Origin of the sequence: Nocardia rhamnosiphila NBRC 108938 (assembly GCF_000720425.1) — a bacterium.
Taxonomy (GTDB): domain Bacteria; phylum Actinomycetota; class Actinomycetes; order Mycobacteriales; family Mycobacteriaceae; genus Nocardia; species Nocardia rhamnosiphila.
This window is the reverse complement of sequence record NZ_JOAJ01000007.1, coordinates 281260-297589: the sequence shown is the minus strand read 5'-3', so window position 1 is coordinate 297589 and position 16330 is coordinate 281260. Positions and strand designations below refer to the sequence as shown.

The following is a 16330-nucleotide window of genomic DNA, read 5'->3' as shown; positions in this document are numbered from 1 at the left end:
GCGGTTCAGTCGAACCGGTGACGGGCGGTACGCAGCGTGACCCGGCCGTCGGTGACGGCCACGCCCTCGGCCGCGAGCAGTCGCAGTTGCCGGTCGGCGAGGTGGGCGGCCGGTCTGCCAGAGGCGCCCAGCACCCGGTGCCAGGGCAGATCGGCGGCGTCGGTGCGCATGATCCAGCCCACGGTCCGCGGGGTCGACAGTCCGGCCGCCGCGGCGATATCGCCATAGGTCGCGACCCGGCCCGGCGGAATCGCGGCGACCAGTTCGCGGACGCGTTCGATCTGTTCGTCGCTGGTGACCATCAGAACGCGGCTCGGATCAGCGCCGCCGTCTCGCGCGGCAGGATCTGGGCGACCATATGCTCGCAATCCCATTCGTGCACGGTCAGTGCCTCGCCGAGCCGGCCGGCCAGGGCGGCGCGGAGTTCCGGTGTGACGAACGGCGGATCCACCTTCGTGGCCCGGACCAGCGCGGTGGGCAGACCGGGCTCGGGAAGTACCAGGTCACGCGCGAGTTGACCCCAATACGCGATGAGTGCCGCCGTATCCACCCGCCAGCGCATCCGGCCGGCCGCGGCGGGCACCAGGTGCTCGTCGAGTTCGGCGCGCAGCAGCTCCGGCGCGACCGCGCCCCAGCCCGTCGCCAGTTTGTCCATCCGGGCTTCGTCCGCATCGGTGTAATCGGGCGAGCCGAGGGTGGCCTCCGCGATCTCGTGCAACCACGCCGGATCCAATGCGACGGCCGGATCGAGCAGTACCAGACCGCGGACCAGCTCCGGGTGCCGCCGCGCCAGATGCAATGCGCACGCCCCGCCGAAGGAGTGGGCGGCCACCACCACCGGCCCCGCGGTTTCGGCGGTGATCAGCGCCACCAGATCGGCGACGATCGTTTCGAGGTCCCAGGGCGGCAGTGCGGTGGAACGGCCGTGTCCGCGCAGGTCGGGGGCGATCACCCGGAAATCGGGCAGGAACTCGGTGGCCAGTGCCTCCCAGCGTTTCCCGTGGCCGGTCAGGCCGTGCAGGGCCAGCACCACCGGGCCGGTCGCCGGGCCGAAACGGTGAACATGCAGTGTGGACACAATGACATTCTTATCCGAGCGCTCCGACACCGCGGCGGGTGCGGTTCCGACGTGGTATCGGCGGTGTCGGCCCCGTCTGTTGCAATAGCCGTCGTGGTGCGTTCGGATAAGCCGGTGCGGCTGGTGCGCCGGAAGACGGCGGCTCCCCGGGCTCGGACCTGGGGAGCCGATGTCGGCGCGCTGTTCGCCGCCCCGCCGTCCGCTACCGCCGCGCAACCCGACCCGAACCGGATCTGGCGGGTGCTCGGGGGCCCCGGCACCGGGAAGACCGCTCTGCTGATCGATGTGGCCGCGACGCGGATCGCGGCGGGTGCGGACCCGGAGTCGGTGCTACTGCTCACCCATTCCAAACACGCGGCGGCGACCGCCCGGGACGCGCTCACCGAACGGCTGGACAACTGGACGGTATGCGCCCCCGTAGTCGCGGCCGCTGCGTCCGCGGGGGGAGCGGTACGCGCCGCCGAGCCGGCGGCCGACCCGCTGTTCGCGCTCGCCGGGCCGGCGCGCCCGCCGGCCGCGGTGCCCGGCGTCGCCGGCGCGACCCGGGAGCCGCTGGCCCGCACGATCCACTCCTATGCCTTCGGGGTCCTGCGCCGGCAGGCCGCCCGGTACGGGAATCCGCCGCCGCGGCTGCTCACCGGTGCCGAACAGGACGCCGTGCTACGCGAGATGTTGCGCGGCGATATGGCCGATATCGCGGCCGGGGCCGGTGACCTGTGGCCGCGGCGGTTACAGCCCGCCCTGGGTCTCACCGGGTTCGCCGACGAACTGCGCGATCTCATGCTGCGGGCCACCGAACGCGGTCTGGGCCCGGAGGATCTGATCGATCTCGGCCGGCGCCGGGACCGTCCCGACTGGATCGCGGCCGGCGATTTCGCGGCCCGCTACGAACAGGCGATGCTGCTGCGCTGGTCGGTCGGGGTGGCCGCGCCCGAGGCGTCGGCGCCCGCCCTGAACGCGGCCGAACTCGTCGGCGCCGCCCTGGACGCATTGGCCGGAGATCCCGAACTGCTGGCGGCCGAACGGGCCCGGTTGCGCTGTCTGCTGGTCGACGACGCCCAGCACCTGGACCCGCAGGCGGCGCTGCTGGTGCGAGTGCTGGCGGCCGGGGCCGGGACGACGATGATCGCCGGTGATCCCGACCAGGCCGTATACACCTTCCGCGGCGCCGATTCGCGGTTCCTCACCGAGGACTCGCCGCCGGGGCGGCGCATCGTCCTCTACGACAACCACCGGTCCGGTCCGGCGATCACCACCGCCACCGCCCGGATCGCGTCGCGGCTGCCCGGGCGCGTCCCGCATCGCACCACCCGGGCCGACCTCGGTCCCGCGGAACGCGGGGAGCTGTCCCCGGATACCGGCGCCGAACCGCCGGTCCCGGCCGAGGTTCGGGTGCGGGTACTCGGCAGCCCCGCCAAGGAAGCGTCACTGATCGCCGACCATCTGCGCCGCGCGCATCTCACCGAGGGCGTGCCCTGGTCGCAGATGGCGGTGATCGTGCGCTCGGTGCCACTGCTGCTGCCGCCGCTGCGCCGGGCCCTGCTGGCGGCCGGGGTGCCGATCGCGCAACCCGCGAACGATATCCCGCTGGCCCGCCGCCGCGGTGCCGCCTGGATGCTGCTGGCGCTGCGGGCAGTGCTCGCCGGCGAGGCCACGCGACGGGGCACCGGGTCGACCGAATCCCTGTTCGGTCCCGACGAGGCGCTCGACCTCCTGGCCGGACCGTTGGGCGGAGCCGATGCGATCGGCCTGCGGCGTCTGCGTCGCGGTATCCGCCGCGCCGCGGTGGAACTCGGTCGTGCCCCGAACCCCACCGCAGCCCCGGGGCCGGACTCTGCCGGTGCGCCCGAACCGGACACTGCCGCCGCGCCGGGCCCGGACGTTGCCGGTGCCCCGGATCCGGACCTCGACGCCACGCCGGTCCCGCACCTTGCCGACACCTCGGGGCCGGGCCTTGCCGGTGCCTCGGGGCCGGACCTCGCCGACGCCTCTGGACCGGACCTCGCCCACTTCCCGGACTCCGACCCTGCTCGCATGGCCGGCCCGGACTTCGCCGCGTCACCGGACTTCCCGCCCGAGCCGGTGCGCGAACCGCCCGTCTTCGACACCTACCGGGCCGAGGATCCCCTCGACGAGCTCCCACTCCGAGATCTCTTCGCCGATGTCAGCCGGCACCGGGCCGACGCGGATTGGTACGGGATCGACGAGGAGAGCTTCGGTGACGACCCATGGGACGGTCTCCCACCGGAACCTCCGGTGGACGAAGAGAATTTCCCGCCGGAGCCGTACCCCGATGACGGCGAGGAGCCCGAGGTGGCCCTCGGTGCGGAAGCGGCCGATGGAACGGATCCCGATCCCCGGCGATCGGGCCCGCGCGGCTCCGCCCCGGACCGGCCTTCGGTGGAAGTGTTGCGGGAGCTGCTGCTCGGCTCGGGCGACGACCGGATCGTGGCCGGTCTCACCGAGGTCGAGATCGCCCCGCTCGAGCGGGCGGTCCGCGCGCTGGACCGCGCCCGCCGGGTCCGGCGCGAGGGCGGCGGCCTCGAGGAGGTGCTGTGGGCATTGTGGACCGGGTCGCGGCTGGAACGGCGCTGGCTGGCGCAGTCCCGGCGCGGGGGAGCGGCGGGTATGCAGGCCGACCGCGATCTCGACGCCGCCGTCGCGCTGTTCGACGCCGCGGCCGCCTACACCGACCGCCTACCGGGTGCGACCATCGAGGGCTTCGTCGAATACCTGCTCCAGCAGCAGATCCCGCAGGACCGGGCGGTGCGGACGCAGCGGGAGGAGGCGGTGGATCTCCTGAGCGCCCACGCGGCGGCCGGCCGGGAGTGGGAGGTCGTCGCGGTCGCCGGAGTTCAGGAGGGGATCTGGCCGGACCCCCGCCCGCGCGGGACACTGCTGCACACCGAGGATCTGGTGGACGAGGTCGCCGGCATCACCGAACGGGTCAGCCGCGCCGCGCCGGTCCTGGCCGAGGAGCGCCGGCTGCTGTTCGTCGCGTGCAGCCGGGCCCGCCGGTCGCTGCTGGTGACGGCGGTGGAATCGGTGACCGGCGAACGGGATCTGGTGCCTTCCCGGTTCCTGGCCGAATTGCTCGGCGGTGATACCGGCGGGGAACCGGGTGCGCTTCCGGTCGCCGAACCCGGCCGGGTACTCGCCCTGCACGCGCTGATCGCCGAACTCCGCGCGGTGGTCTGTGATCCCGGCGCCGGGGACGAACGCCGCCGCCGCGCCGCCCGGCAACTGGCCCGGCTCGCGCTGGCCGGGATTCCCGGTACCGCGCCCGACGACTGGTACGGGGTTCCCGGACTCAGCTCCACCGAGACCCTGTGGGACGACGACGCCCCGATCGCGCTGTCACCCTCGACGGTGGAGCTGCTGCGGACCTGTCCGCTGCGGTGGGCGCTGGAACGCAACGGCGGGTCCGACGGCGAAAATCCCCACGCGGTCAAGGGAACCCTGGTGCACACCCTGGTCCAGGCGCTGGCCGGCCGGGTGCCGCTGGATCAGGTGCGCGCCGAACTCGCCCGGAGCTGGTCCGGTATCGACCCCGAGACCAGTTGGTACTCCAGGCAGGAACTGCGCCGCACCGAGGCCATGCTGGATGCGTTCGTCGCCTGGGTGCGCACCACCCGCGGTGAACTCACCCAGGCCGGGATCGAGGTGCCGGTCGACTGTGTGCTGCCCGCTCCCGGCGACGATGCGCCCGAGGTCCGCATCCGCGGCCGCATCGACCGGCTGGAACGGGACGCCACGGGCCGTTTCGTGATCGTCGATGTGAAGACGGGGAAGAATCCGGTCAGCGAAGCCGACGCCGCCCAGCACGCCCAGTTGGCGACCTACCAGGTCGCCGCCGCCGCGGGCGCCCTGGAGGAGAGCGCCGGTGATCCCGAACCCGGCGGCGCACGACTGGTGTACGTCGGATTGCCGGCGGCCGGGGGGGTGGCGAAGGAGCGGGTCCAGCCCGCCCTGGATGCCGAAGCACTGGAAACCTGGCGCGAGACCATCCACGCCGCGGCCGCGAGCACCGAGGGCCCCGGTTTCCTGGCGATCCGTAACGAGGGTTGCCGGCACTGTGCCGTGAAGAACAGTTGCCCGGTGCAGGATGCCGGGCGCCAGGTGACCGACGAGTGAGCGCCCGGGTCTCGCCGGGACAGCTGGCCGACGCACTCGGGCTCCCGCCGCCGACCGCGGAACAGGCCGCGGTGATCGCCGCACCGTCCGGTCCGGCGCTGGTGGTGGCCGGTGCGGGTGCGGGCAAAACCGAAACGATGGCGGCCCGGGTGGTCTGGATGGTGGCCAACCGGCTGGTCACGCCGGAGGAGGTGCTCGGGCTGACCTTCACCCGCAAGGCGGCCCAGCAGCTCACCGCCCGGATCCGCACCCGGCTGGCCCGGCTGGCCGGGTCCCGGTTGCTGCGCGATCTCGACCCCTCCGGCGAACTGCGCGCCACCCTGGCCGGTGCCGAACCCGAGATCAGTACCTACCACTCCTATGCCGGCCGGCTGCTGAGCGAACACGGCCTGCTGCTGCCGGTGGAGCCGTCGGCGGCGCTGCTCACCGAAACGCAGCTGTGGCAGCTCGCCCATCAGGTGGTGCGCGGCTGGGACGGTGATCTCGATACCGACCGTTCACCGCTGACGGTCACCGAGGCGGTACTGGCGCTGTCCGGGCAGCTGGCCGAACATCTGGTGGAACCGGAAGAACTCGCCGAGGCGCACACCGAACTCGAGAAACTCGTGCACACGCTGCCGGCCGGTCCGCGGCAGCGCGGCGGGCCGAACAAGGGCCTGCTGTCGATCCTGCGCGCACAGCGCGAGCGGGTGGCGCTGCTGCCGCTGGTCCAGCAGTTGCGGGAGACCCTGCACCAGCGCGGCGCCCTGGATTTCGGGGCCCAGATGTCGCTGGCGGCGCGCTTGGCCGCCGAGCACCCCGATGTCGCCACCGCCGAACGTGCTCGCTTCCGGCTGGTGCTGCTGGACGAATACCAGGACACCGGCCACGCGCAGCGCATCCTGCTGTCCGCGCTGTTCGGCGCCGGTTACCCGGAGCAGCGCGACCCGCGGTCCAGTGGTGCGCGGCGGCGCGAGCTCGCGGTGACGGCGGTCGGCGACCCCATGCAGTCCATCTACGGCTGGCGCGGCGCCTCGGCCGCCAATCTCCCGCGCTTCACCACCGACTTCCCGGTCGCCCCGGGTATCCCGGCGCCGGTGTTGCCGCTGCTCACCAGCTGGCGCAACCCGCCCGAGGCGCTCGATCTGGCGAATATGGTCGTGGAACCACTCCGCGCGGCGGCCCGGGACAGCGGCGGCGTCACCGTCGACCCGTTGCGCCCGAAACCCGGTGCGGAACCGGGTGTCGTCGCGCTCGCGCTCACCGATACCGTCGCGAGCGAACGCCGGTGGATCGCCGAACGGATCGCCGCGCACTGGGCCGAGGCCCGGGCGGCCGAGCGGCCACCGCCCACCTCCGCGGTCCTGATCCGCCGCAACGCCGATGCCGCCGAACTCGCCGAAGAGTTGCGGGCGCAGGGGTTACCGGTCGAGATCGTCGGTCTGGGCGGTTTGCTGTCGACCCCGGAGGTCGCCGATATCGTCGCCACCCTGCGCCTCGTCGCCGACCCCGCCGCCGGCAGCGCCGCGGTCCGGATCCTCACCGGTGCCCGCTGGCGGATCGGGAGCGCCGACCTGGCCGCGCTGGCCCGGCGGGCCCGGGAACTGTCCATCACCCGCGACCCCGGTGGCGATATCACCGACTCCACCACCCTGGCCGCGGCCCTGCACGAGGTGGCCCCCGAACCCGCCGAACGGGCCGGCCTGGCCGACGCCATCGCCGACCCCGGTCCGCCGGACCGTTATTCGGCGGCCGGATACCGGCGGCTGACCGCGCTGGGGCGGGAACTGGCGATGCTGCGCGAACGCGCGGCGCAGCCGCTCACCGAACTGGTCGCCGATGTGGAACGCACCATCGGTGTCGGCGTCGAGAGCCAGGCCCGGCGCGCGCTCGCGGGTTCCGGTGCCGGCCGCGAACATTTGGACGCCTTCGCCGAAGTGGTCGCCGGCTTCGCGAACGACACCGGCGCCACCCTCGGCGGCCTGCTCGCTTTCCTCACCGCCGCCGAATCGGTCGAGAACGGTCTGGAACCCGGCGAGGTGGAGGTCGCCCCGGACCGGGTCCAGGTGCTCACCGTGCACGCCGCGAAAGGATTGGAATGGGAGGTGGTCGCGGTACCGCACGTCACCCGGGATGTGTTCCCGTCCACCCGGGGCGTGAACACCTGGCTCGGTGCCCTGGCCGAACTGCCCACCTCGCTGCGCGGCGACCGGGCCACCGCGGAATCCCCGGACGGTGTCCCGGTTCTCGATCTGTCCGAGGTCACCGACCGCGCGGAGTTGCAGCGCGGCCTCACCGCGCACAAGGAAGCGCTCGCGTGGCGCCGGCTCGACGAGGACCGCCGGCTGTTCTATGTCGCGCTCACCCGGACCGAGCGCGTCCTGCTGGTCTCCGCGCACCACTGGCCCGAAACCGGCGACAAGCCCAAGGGCCCGTCGGAATTCCTGCTCGAGGTGAAAACCGCCGCCGAGCAGCCCGGCAGCGGGGTCGAGATCGCCTGCTGGGCAGCCGATCCCGAACCCGGCGAACCGAATCCGCTGGCGGCCGCCCCGGTGACCGCGTCCTGGCCCGGCGATCCGCTCGGCGCCCGCCGCGACGATATCGAAGCGGGCGCCGCGCTGGTGCACGCTGCACTGGCGGAATTCGCCGCGGGGGCGGACGCGCCCGAATCCGGCGACGATCCCGACGGCTGGATCGCCGATGTGGATGCGCTGCTCGCCGAATACCGGGCCGGTGCCGACGCCGTGGCCCAGGTCGAGCTGCCCACCCAGCTTCCGGCGACCGCGCTGGTCGAGATGCGCGCCGATCCGGGCCGGCTCGCTGCCCGGCTGCGCCGTCCGCTGCCCTATCCGCCCAATCCGCTGGCCCGCCGCGGCACCGCCTTCCACGCCTGGGTGCAGCGCTGGTTCGCCACCGATCAGCTGCCCGGCCTCGACGATCTGCCCGGTGCGGCCGACGCGGGGGCGGCCGCCGACGCCGAACTGGCCCGGATGCAGGACGCGTTCCTGTCCTCGCCCTGGTCGGCGCGCCGCCCGGTGGAGATCGAAGTGCCGTTCGAGACCACCATCGCCGGCGTGGTGATCCGCGGCCGGATGGACGCGGTGTTCGCCGAGCCCGGCGGCGGCTGGACCGTCGTCGACTGGAAGACCGGCGCCGAACCCGGCCCGGCCGACGAAGCCGCGGTAGCGGTGCAGCTGGCGGTCTACCGGCTGGCATGGGCGCGGCTGGTGGCGGCGCGTACCGGCGAAACGGAACAGCGGATGCTGGACCGGATCGGCGCCGCCTTCCACTATGTGCGCAGCGGCCGCACGGTGGCGCCCGAGCGCTTACCGGGGCCGGAGGAACTGGTGGCGCTGCTCACCGATTCGACCCGGCGGGACGGGGACGAGAACTAGGGCTCGGCAGCCCGCCGGATCGCAAGCCGCTCTCCGGTGCTCCTGCCGGCACCGAGCCGAGCGGTGGCCGCCGGCCGCGCGGTGCCGGTCGCTAGTCCTGCCGGGACCGGCGGCTCACCGCCAGCGCGCTGGTGATCATCGGCCACTGCAGCGGCAGCCGCAGCACCGAAACCGCTTTCAGGATCGACGGTGCCTTCGGGTTACGCACCGAATCCGCGGCGAACTGGATATTCGCCGGGAATACCGCGAGGAACAGCAGTGCGGCCAGCCGGCCACCGAGGCGCCGGGTACGGGGGACCAGCAGCGCGGTTCCCACGCCGATTTCGGCCACCCCGGACCAATAGGTGTAGGAGCGCGCCTTTCCGGGCAACTGCGGAGGGACGATCGAGTCGAACGGTTTGGGGGCGACGAAATGCAGGACGCCGGCGCCGAGGAGCAGCGCGGCCAGTCGAAGCGCCGGGGTGCGACCGGAATCCGGTGCGTCCGCCGGGGTGATATCTGCCATGGCACCACCATAGATACCCGTCACGACCGCGTGTCCGACGTGACGGCGGGTGAACGGGTAGGCTCCCGAGCTGTGTCGGAGGGACTGACAGTGACCGGTGTGCGTGATGACCGGACCGGTGAAAGGCGTCGCCGGTGAGTTCGCGGTTCGCCGATCTCGGGAGCCGGGCCCGCGGCGCGGCCGAACCACCGGATTTCGCGCTGGTCGGGCTGCTCCGTATCCCGGAGGTCCAGAACAGCCCGTGGATCTCGCTGTTCCGGCGGGTGCTGTTCGCGATCGGGCTGCTGTGCGCCGCCTCGTTCGTGGTGTATCTCGGCCGGGACGGCTACCGGGACGGCGCCGACGATACGGTGACCCTGCTGGACGCGTTCTATTACGCGACCGTCTCGCTGTCCACCACCGGGTACGGCGATATCACCCCGGTCACCCCGTCGGCCCGGCTGGTGAACATCTTCGTCATCACCCCGCTGCGCGTGCTGTTCCTCATCGTCCTGGTCGGCACCACACTGGCGGTACTCACCGAACGTTCCCGCCAGGCTCTGAAGATCCAGCGTTGGAGGCGCACCGTGCGTAATCACACCGTCGTCGTCGGGTACGGCACCAAGGGCCGCACCGCTATCGACGCCATGCTCGGTGACGGCGTGCAACCCGCCGATATCGTCGTCGTCGACATGGACGCCGTGAGCCTGGAAGCGGCGTCGACCGCCGGGCTGGTCACTGTGCACGGGTCGGCCACCCAGTCCGATGTGCTGCGGCTGGCGGGTGTGCAGAACGCATCCTCGGTCATCGTCGCCACCAACCGCGACGACACCGCGGTCCTGGTCACCCTCACCGCCCGGGAACTCACCAAGAAGGCCAAGATCGTCGCCTCCATCCGTGAATCGGAGAACACCCATCTGCTGCGGCAGTCCGGCGCCGATTCGGTGGTGGTGTCGTCGGAGACAACGGGCCGGCTGCTCGGGATCGCCACCACCACGCCCAGCGTCGTGGAGATGATGGAGGATCTGCTCACCCCGGAGCACGGTTTCGCGGTCGCCGAACGCGAGGTCGAACCCGGTGAGGTCGGCGGGTCACCACGGCACCTCAGCGATATCGTGCTCGGGGTGGTGCGGGCCGGTGAGTTGGTGCGTGTCGGCGAGCCGGCGGTCGACGCCCTGGAATCCGGGGACAAACTCCTCTACATCCGTCGCGCCCGCTGACTCCGCCACGGCCGTTATCGAGCCGCGATAGTCTCGCTATGTGGCCGTTTTCCGACTCAACCAGATTCCCCTGCTGTCCCGTTCGGCGCTGGATCGCGCCGACCATCTGCGCGCCGACGAACAATCGTTGAAGGAAGGCTGGCCCACGGCCCGGCTGCTCCGGGTGGGCCCGCGCGGCGCGGTGCGCTACGAGTCGGAGGCGCTGGTCTGGGAAGCCGCGCTCGAGCTGTCCCCCGATCCGAGCCCCGACGCGGTGTTCCTCGGCGTACAGGACGGGGTGCATCTGTGGGCGGTACGCGACGAGGCGCTCACCGGCACCCTGCGGGACCTGCGCCGGCTCGCCGACGCCTCGATCGACGATTTCACGGCCGGGGTCCTGTCCACGGCGCTCGCGCTGATCAACTGGCATGCCGGCGCCGCCTATCACGGTGCGGACGGCACACCGACGATGCCGGCCAAGGGCGGCTGGTCCCGGGTGGCCGAGGACGGGCGCGAGGATTTCCCGCGCACCGACCCCGCCGTGATCTGTCTCATCCACGACGGTGGCGACCGGGTGCTGCTGGCCCGTCAGCACAGCTGGCCGGAGACGATGTTCTCGCTGCTGGCCGGGTTCGTGGAGGCGGGGGAGTCGCTGGAACGGTGTGTCGAGCGGGAGATGCGCGAGGAGGTCGGGCTCGACGTGCGCGATATCGAATACCTCGGGAGCCAGCCCTGGCCGTTCCCGCGCTCGCTGATGCTCGGGTTCTCCGCGCAGGCCGACCCCGACCAGCCGTTGCTCTTCACCGACGGTGAGATCGCCGAGGCGCACTGGTTCACCCGCGACGAGGTGCGCGACGCGCTGGCGGCGGGCGGCTGGCGGACCCGGCCGGAGGCGGGCGAGACCGCCCCGTCCGGCGGAGCGCGGCTCCTGCTGCCCGGCTCGATCTCGATCGCCCGGACGATCGTGGAATCCTGGGTCGCCGCCGGGTAGGGGTTCGGCAGGTAGCGGTCGCACCGATATCCGGTCGCTCCCGGCACGACGATGTTCACCCAGCGCGAAGACGGTCCAGGGAGGCGGACCGGGCGGTTCGCCGCGCCTACTATGGACGACATGCAGCTTCACGAAGCGCCCGACGACGGTGCGCGCGCGCTCCCCGGACACCACCCGGACGCTATGCCGGCGGGTGAGGCGGAATGAGTGACCTCCCGTTCGGCTTCTCGCACGGCGACGACGACGATCGCGGCCGCGGCGACAAACCGGGCGGCGGCGGTAACGACCCCTTCGGTTTCGGTGCCGGCGGCGCCGGGTTCGATCCGGCGGCACTGGGCCAGATGTTGTCCTCGCTGGGCCAGATGCTGAGCGGGATGGGCCAGGGTATGACCGGTGGGGGTGGTGGCGGTCCGGTCAACTACGACGTGGCCAAGCGGCTGGCCCGCCAGCAGCTCGGGAAGACCGTTCCGCCCGTGTCCAGCGGTACGGCCGCCGCGGTCGCCGACGCCGCGCACCTGGCCGAACTGTGGCTCGACGACGCGACCACCTTCCCGGCCGGTGCGACGAGCACCGTCGCCTGGACCGCCAACGACTGGATCGAGAAAACCCTGCCGACCTGGCAGCGGCTGTGTGATCCGGTGGCCCAGCAGATCTCCGGTATGTGGACCGCCGGGCTGCCCGAGGAGGCCCGCGAGATGGCCGGCCCCATGATGGGGATGCTCGGGCAGATGGGCGGGCTGGCCTTCGGCTCCCAGCTCGGCCAAGCGCTCGGCCAGCTGGCCAAGGAGGTGCTGACCGGCACCGATATCGGCCTGCCGCTGGGCCCGGCCGGTACCGCCGCCCTGCTGCCCACCGCCATTTCGGAGTTCAGCGAGGGACTCGAGCAGCCGGAGAGCGAGATCATGGTGTTCCTCGCCGCCCGTGAGGTCGCCCACCAGCGGCTTTTCGTTCATGTGCCCTGGTTGCGCCAGCAGGTCCTCGGCGCCGTCGAGGATTACGCGCGCGGAATCACCATGGACTTCTCCGCCCTCGAGGACGCCGCCCGCAATCTCGATCCCTCCGCGCTCACCGATCCGTCCAAGCTCGAGGAGATCCTCGCCCAGGGCAGTTTCGAGCCGCAGACCACGCCCGAGCAGAAACAGGCGCTGGACCGGCTGGAAACCCTGCTCGCCCTCATCGAGGGCTGGGTCCAGGTGGTGGTGGCCGCGGCCGTGGGCGATCGGCTGCCGGGTGCGGGCGCGCTCGCCGAAACACTGCGCCGTCGCCGGGCCACGGGTGGTCCCGCCGAGCAGACCTTCGCCACGCTGGTCGGTCTGGAATTGCGTCCGCGCAAACTGCGCGAGGCGGCCACCCTGTGGCAGCGACTCACCGACGACGCCGGTATCGACGCGCGTGACGGGGTGTGGGCGCATCCCGATCTGCTCCCCGACGCCGCCGATCTCGACGCGCCCGCCGGGTTCATCGATTCGGTGATCGGCGGTGGCGCGGGCGCGTTCGACGACCCGCTCGCGCAACTGGCCGCCACCGAGGCCGCCGAACGCGAGGCGGCGAAGACCGAGGGTGAGAGCGACAAGGGCGGCGAGCAACATCCAGAATCCGATCCGGAGGATCCGGAATCGGGTAAGAAGTAGCGGATCGACAGGCCCCGGGGTAATTCCGGGGCCTGTTCCGTACGACTTCCCGCGGGCGTCCGCGCAGCTGTCGCGGACACCTGCGCACCTCGGGAAACGGAGTTGTCCACAGGGCGAAAGCCTGTGGATAACCCGGTGTGCGAACCCGTTGTGCCGCAATGGCGCTCGCATACTTCCGGTATGACGATGCTCCGGCCCCGCGGCCCCCTGCTGCATCCCCGGGTGCCGATCCTGGTCCGATCCACCGGGCAGGTCCAACTGGGCTGGGATCCCGATACCGCGGTGCTCTGCGTGGCGCCGGGACTGGAGACCCAGCAGGTGCTGGGTTTCCTCCGGCTGATCGACGGACTGAACAGCAAACCCGCGATCATCTGGCGGGCCCGCTCGCTCGGGTTGGAACCCGCGCAGGCCACCGCCCTGTTCGAGATGATCGATACCGCGGGCCTACTGGTCCACCCGCCCCGCCCGGCCGGTCGTGTGCGGTCGATCCGGGTGCACGGCATCGGTCCGCTCACCGACGCGATCACCGCGGGTCTGCGTGATCTGGGAATCCGCCCCCAGCGCTCGCGCGACTACCGCGGTGAGATCGACGGCCGGGCCCGGCCCGCCGACCTCGTGGTGCTCGCCGACGCCCTGATCCCGGATCCCCGGCTGGTGCGCGATCTGTCCCATGCGCGGACCGCCCATCTCGTCGTGCGGCTCCGTGACGGGAAGGGGATCGTCGGACCGCTGGTCCAGCCGGGCCGGACCAGCTGCCTACGCTGCGCGGACCTGACCAGAGTCGACCACGACGCGGAATGGCCGCGACTGGCCGCGCAACTGCTCGGACGGACCGGGCATGCCAGCCCCGCCGGAATCGCCGCGGTGGCCGCGCTCGCGCTGGGCGAACTCGAGACGATCATCGCCTGCGAGCCGCGTTTCCCGCCGGAAACGCTGAACAGAACCCTCGAGCTCGATCTCGATAACCGGTCTCTCGATCGCCGGTTATGGGCGCCGCATCCCCGCTGCGGTTGTCTCGGAAGCACAGTCGGCGAGACCGTGTGATGACATTCACATTCGGTGACGAGGGTAATTCTCTCCGGTTTTCCGTGGCAGTGAAGCGGGGTTGTCGGCCATTATGGGGGAGTGTCTGAGATCGTGCGCCGGCCCATGTCCCGCAATGCGAAGTTGGCAAAGATCCCGCTGGGAGTAGCGGGGCGCGCCGCGGTCGGTTTCGGCAGGAAGCTCGCGGGTGGCGATCGTAAAGAGATCAACACGGAGCTGAACCAGAAGGCGGCCGAACAGCTGTTCGCCGTACTCGGGGAACTCAAGGGCGGCGCGATGAAATTCGGCCAGGCCCTCAGTGTGATGGAGGCCGCGGTACCGGAGGAGTTCGGCGAGCACTATCGCGAGGCGCTCACCAAACTGCAGGCCGCCGCGCCCCCGATGCCCGCCGCCACCGTGCACCGCGTCCTCGACCAGCAGCTCGGTACCGATTGGCGTAAGCGGTTCCAGTCGTTCGAGGACACCCCGGCCGCGTCGGCGAGTATCGGCCAGGTACACCGGGCGGTGTGGTCGGACGGGCGGCCGGTCGCGGTGAAGGTGCAGTACCCGGGAGCCGACGAGGCGCTGCGCGCCGATCTGCGCACGCTGAACCGGATGACCGGCCTGTTCGCGAAGGTCATTCCCGGCGCCGATGTGAAACCGCTGCTGGCCGAGATCACCGAGCGCACCGAAGAAGAGCTGGACTATCGCAACGAGGCCGCGAATCAGCGGGCGTTCGGCAAGGCCTATGACGGGCATCCCGAATTCGTGGTGCCCAAAGTGGTCGCCAGCGCGCCGAAGGTGATCGTGAGCGAATGGCTCGACGGCACTCCGGTTTCCACGATCATCAGCGCCGGCCAGGCCGATCCGGAGGGGACCCGTTCCCTGCGCAACCGGGTGGCCGGCCTGATGGGCCGGTTCCATTTCTCCGCTCCGGAAACGGTGGGTCTGTTGCACGCCGATCCGCATCCGGGCAATTTCATGATCACCCCGGAGGGCAAGCTCGCGGTGATCGACTACGGCGCCTGCGCACCGCTGCCGGGCGGGTTCCCGGAGCTGCTGGGCCGGATCCTCGCGCTGGCGGTCGCCGAGGAGTACGGCGAACTCACCGAGATTCTGCACGCCAACGGCTGGGTGCAGCCGGGCCGGACACTCACCGAAACCGAGATCGAGGAGTACCTGCGCCCGTTCACCGACCCGATCCGCACCGAATCGTTCCACTTCACCAGGCGCTGGATGCAGCGGGTGGCGGGTAAGGCGACCGATTACTCCTCGCCGGAGATGAAGACCGCGCGGGCGATGATGTTGCCCGCCGAATACGTGATGATCTTCCGAGTACTGGGTGGGTCCATCGGTATCTGCGCCCAGCTCGATGCCGAGGTGCCGTTCATGCAGTTGGCCGCCACCTGGCTGCCCGGTTTCCGGGAGCAGCGGGACAGCGCCTGAAAAGTATTACAGCGCCGGACTTTTCCTGATCCCGGCGATCACCGCGCGCATATCGTTACCGGTACAGAAGCGAACGAGCCGCTCATCGACGAAGCGATGAGCGGCTCGTTTCCGGTGTGGGTGGATGTCCGCGAGGGACACGGCGTGCCGGTCAGACACAGCTGGCGACCTTGCGCGGCCGGCCCCGCGGGCGCTTACGGGCGATGACGACCCCCTGGTCGAAGATCTCGCCGCCCCAGACGCCCCACGGCTCCCGCCGATCGATGGCCGCGGTCAGGCAGCCCTTACGGATCGGGCAGGACGCGCACAGCGCCTTGGCCTCTTCCAGCTGGACCGGGCTCTCGGCGAACCACAGGTCGGGATCGCCCGCTCGGCAGGGCAGGACGCGCTGCCGCTGGCCCCCCGGATCGGTTGCCACGGTGCTACACGCCACATCAGTGGTGGCCGACGGCCAGCTCTGGGTGGTGGTGACCACGTCGTTCTCCTTCAGCTTGTTGTGCAGCGGTTCGGTGTTCGTGCTGCGAAACCGATGCCTTGTGGGCTGAAGGCCAAAAAAATTCTGGCCACGGTTTCGCATCTGCGTCCCGTGGCCAGGAGGTGTGGGGTTGATCCCTACCTTGGTCGGCTGTGGGGCCGCCTGTTCACGGTCGCTCGGTGTCCTTTGCGAAGGCTTTCCGGTCGCTTATCTGCCACTGCGGGTGCTGCGGCGGGATCGATAGCGAAGGAGCCGACGGCTGCCAGAGCAGCCCCCGGGTGCCAGTTCACGATGGACTGGTCCTGCGATTCGACGATGTTCGGCTGATGCGAATAGCGGATACGTGCCTGCTCACCGGCAATATCGAGGCAGGACAGGCCGGTCCCCTGCAAAGCGAGGAACCCCCGGGAAGCAGCGGACGACCGCATATTCGGCGCTACGGTGACGAAGCCGTAGTTCGTTGTGCCGTTCATCTGACTGCCTCCCTCCTGTACT

General features: G+C 71.2%; 12 protein-coding genes. 7 read left to right on the top strand and 5 right to left on the bottom strand.

Annotated features, from left to right (window positions below):
* Positions 1–5 precede the first annotated feature (5 nt).
* Both IG75_RS0123580 and IG75_RS0123575 read right to left on the bottom strand, forming a co-directional pair.
* Positions 6–302, bottom strand: coding sequence for an MGMT family protein (locus IG75_RS0123580; protein ID WP_030523420.1), 297 nt, complete (start codon positions 300–302; stop codon positions 6–8).
* Complete coding sequence (locus IG75_RS0123575) at positions 302–1078, bottom strand: alpha/beta hydrolase (protein ID WP_030523421.1); 777 nt, start codon at positions 1076–1078, stop codon at positions 302–304. The genes IG75_RS0123580 and IG75_RS0123575 overlap by 1 nt, the downstream gene beginning before the upstream one ends.
* Positions 1079–1174: 96 nt before the next feature.
* Here IG75_RS0123575 and IG75_RS0123570 point away from each other — a divergent pair, with 96 nt between their 5' ends.
* Together IG75_RS0123570 and IG75_RS0123565 are read left to right on the top strand one after the other, a co-directional pair.
* Positions 1175–5212 (top strand): PD-(D/E)XK nuclease family protein, encoded by a 4038-nt coding sequence (locus IG75_RS0123570; RefSeq protein WP_030523422.1) that lies wholly within the window; start codon positions 1175–1177, stop codon positions 5210–5212.
* Positions 5209–8586 carry an ATP-dependent helicase gene (locus IG75_RS0123565; RefSeq protein ID WP_030523423.1) on the top strand — a complete coding sequence of 1126 codons (3378 nt, stop codon included), beginning with the start codon at positions 5209–5211 and terminating at the stop codon, positions 8584–8586. Before IG75_RS0123570 ends, IG75_RS0123565 begins: the two co-directional genes overlap by 4 nt.
* A gap of 91 nt (positions 8587–8677) precedes the next feature.
* On the opposite strand, the gene IG75_RS0123560 is transcribed toward IG75_RS0123565, so the two are convergent.
* Positions 8678–9091, bottom strand: coding sequence for a DoxX family protein (locus IG75_RS0123560; RefSeq protein WP_051714857.1), 414 nt, complete (start codon positions 9089–9091; stop codon positions 8678–8680).
* 134 nt (positions 9092–9225) lie between these two features.
* Here IG75_RS0123560 and IG75_RS0123555 point away from each other — a divergent pair, with 134 nt between their 5' ends.
* The 5 genes from IG75_RS0123555 (at position 9226) to IG75_RS0123530 (ending at position 15360) form a co-directional block, all read left to right on the top strand.
* Positions 9226–10290, top strand: coding sequence for a potassium channel family protein (locus tag IG75_RS0123555; protein WP_030523425.1), 1065 nt, complete (start codon positions 9226–9228; stop codon positions 10288–10290).
* Positions 10291–10330: 40 nt separating this feature from the next.
* Positions 10331–11260, top strand: a complete 930-nt coding sequence (gene nudC, locus IG75_RS0123550; protein ID WP_030523426.1) for an NAD(+) diphosphatase — start codon at positions 10331–10333, stop codon at positions 11258–11260.
* 203 nt (positions 11261–11463) lie between these two features.
* Complete coding sequence (locus tag IG75_RS0123540; protein WP_030523427.1) at positions 11464–12891, top strand: zinc-dependent metalloprotease; 1428 nt, start codon at positions 11464–11466, stop codon at positions 12889–12891.
* Between the two features lie 180 nt (positions 12892–13071).
* Positions 13072–13935, top strand: coding sequence for a TOMM precursor leader peptide-binding protein (locus tag IG75_RS0123535; protein WP_030523428.1), 864 nt, complete (start codon positions 13072–13074; stop codon positions 13933–13935).
* 105 nt (positions 13936–14040) lie between these two features.
* On the top strand, positions 14041–15360 hold the full coding sequence (locus tag IG75_RS0123530) for an ABC1 kinase family protein (protein WP_081877075.1): 1320 nt from the start codon (positions 14041–14043) through the stop codon (positions 15358–15360).
* A 151-nt stretch (positions 15361–15511) separates the two neighbouring features.
* Here IG75_RS0123530 and IG75_RS0123525 read toward each other — a convergent pair whose 3' ends face one another.
* Positions 15512–15793, bottom strand: a complete 282-nt coding sequence (locus IG75_RS0123525; protein WP_051714877.1) for a WhiB family transcriptional regulator — start codon at positions 15791–15793, stop codon at positions 15512–15514.
* A gap of 179 nt (positions 15794–15972) precedes the next feature.
* Complete coding sequence (locus tag IG75_RS39290) at positions 15973–16308, bottom strand: hypothetical protein (RefSeq protein ID WP_156059084.1); 336 nt, start codon at positions 16306–16308, stop codon at positions 15973–15975.
* Positions 16309–16330 lie beyond the last annotated feature (22 nt).

Excerpts from the sequence above, each read along its gene's own strand:
- IG75_RS0123560 (WP_051714857.1), bottom strand. The coding sequence starts at position 9,091 with ATGGCAGATATCACCCCGGCGGACGCACCGGATTCCGGTCGCACCCCG.
- IG75_RS0123535 (WP_030523428.1), top strand. The coding sequence starts at position 13,072 with ATGACGATGCTCCGGCCCCGCGGCCCCCTGCTGCATCCCCGGGTGCCG.
- IG75_RS0123540 (WP_030523427.1), top strand. The coding sequence starts at position 11,464 with ATGAGTGACCTCCCGTTCGGCTTCTCGCACGGCGACGACGACGATCGC.
- IG75_RS0123580 (WP_030523420.1), bottom strand. The coding sequence starts at position 302 with ATGGTCACCAGCGACGAACAGATCGAACGCGTCCGCGAACTGGTCGCC.
- IG75_RS0123530 (WP_081877075.1), top strand. The coding sequence starts at position 14,041 with ATGTCCCGCAATGCGAAGTTGGCAAAGATCCCGCTGGGAGTAGCGGGG.
- IG75_RS39290 (WP_156059084.1), bottom strand. The coding sequence starts at position 16,308 with ATGAACGGCACAACGAACTACGGCTTCGTCACCGTAGCGCCGAATATG.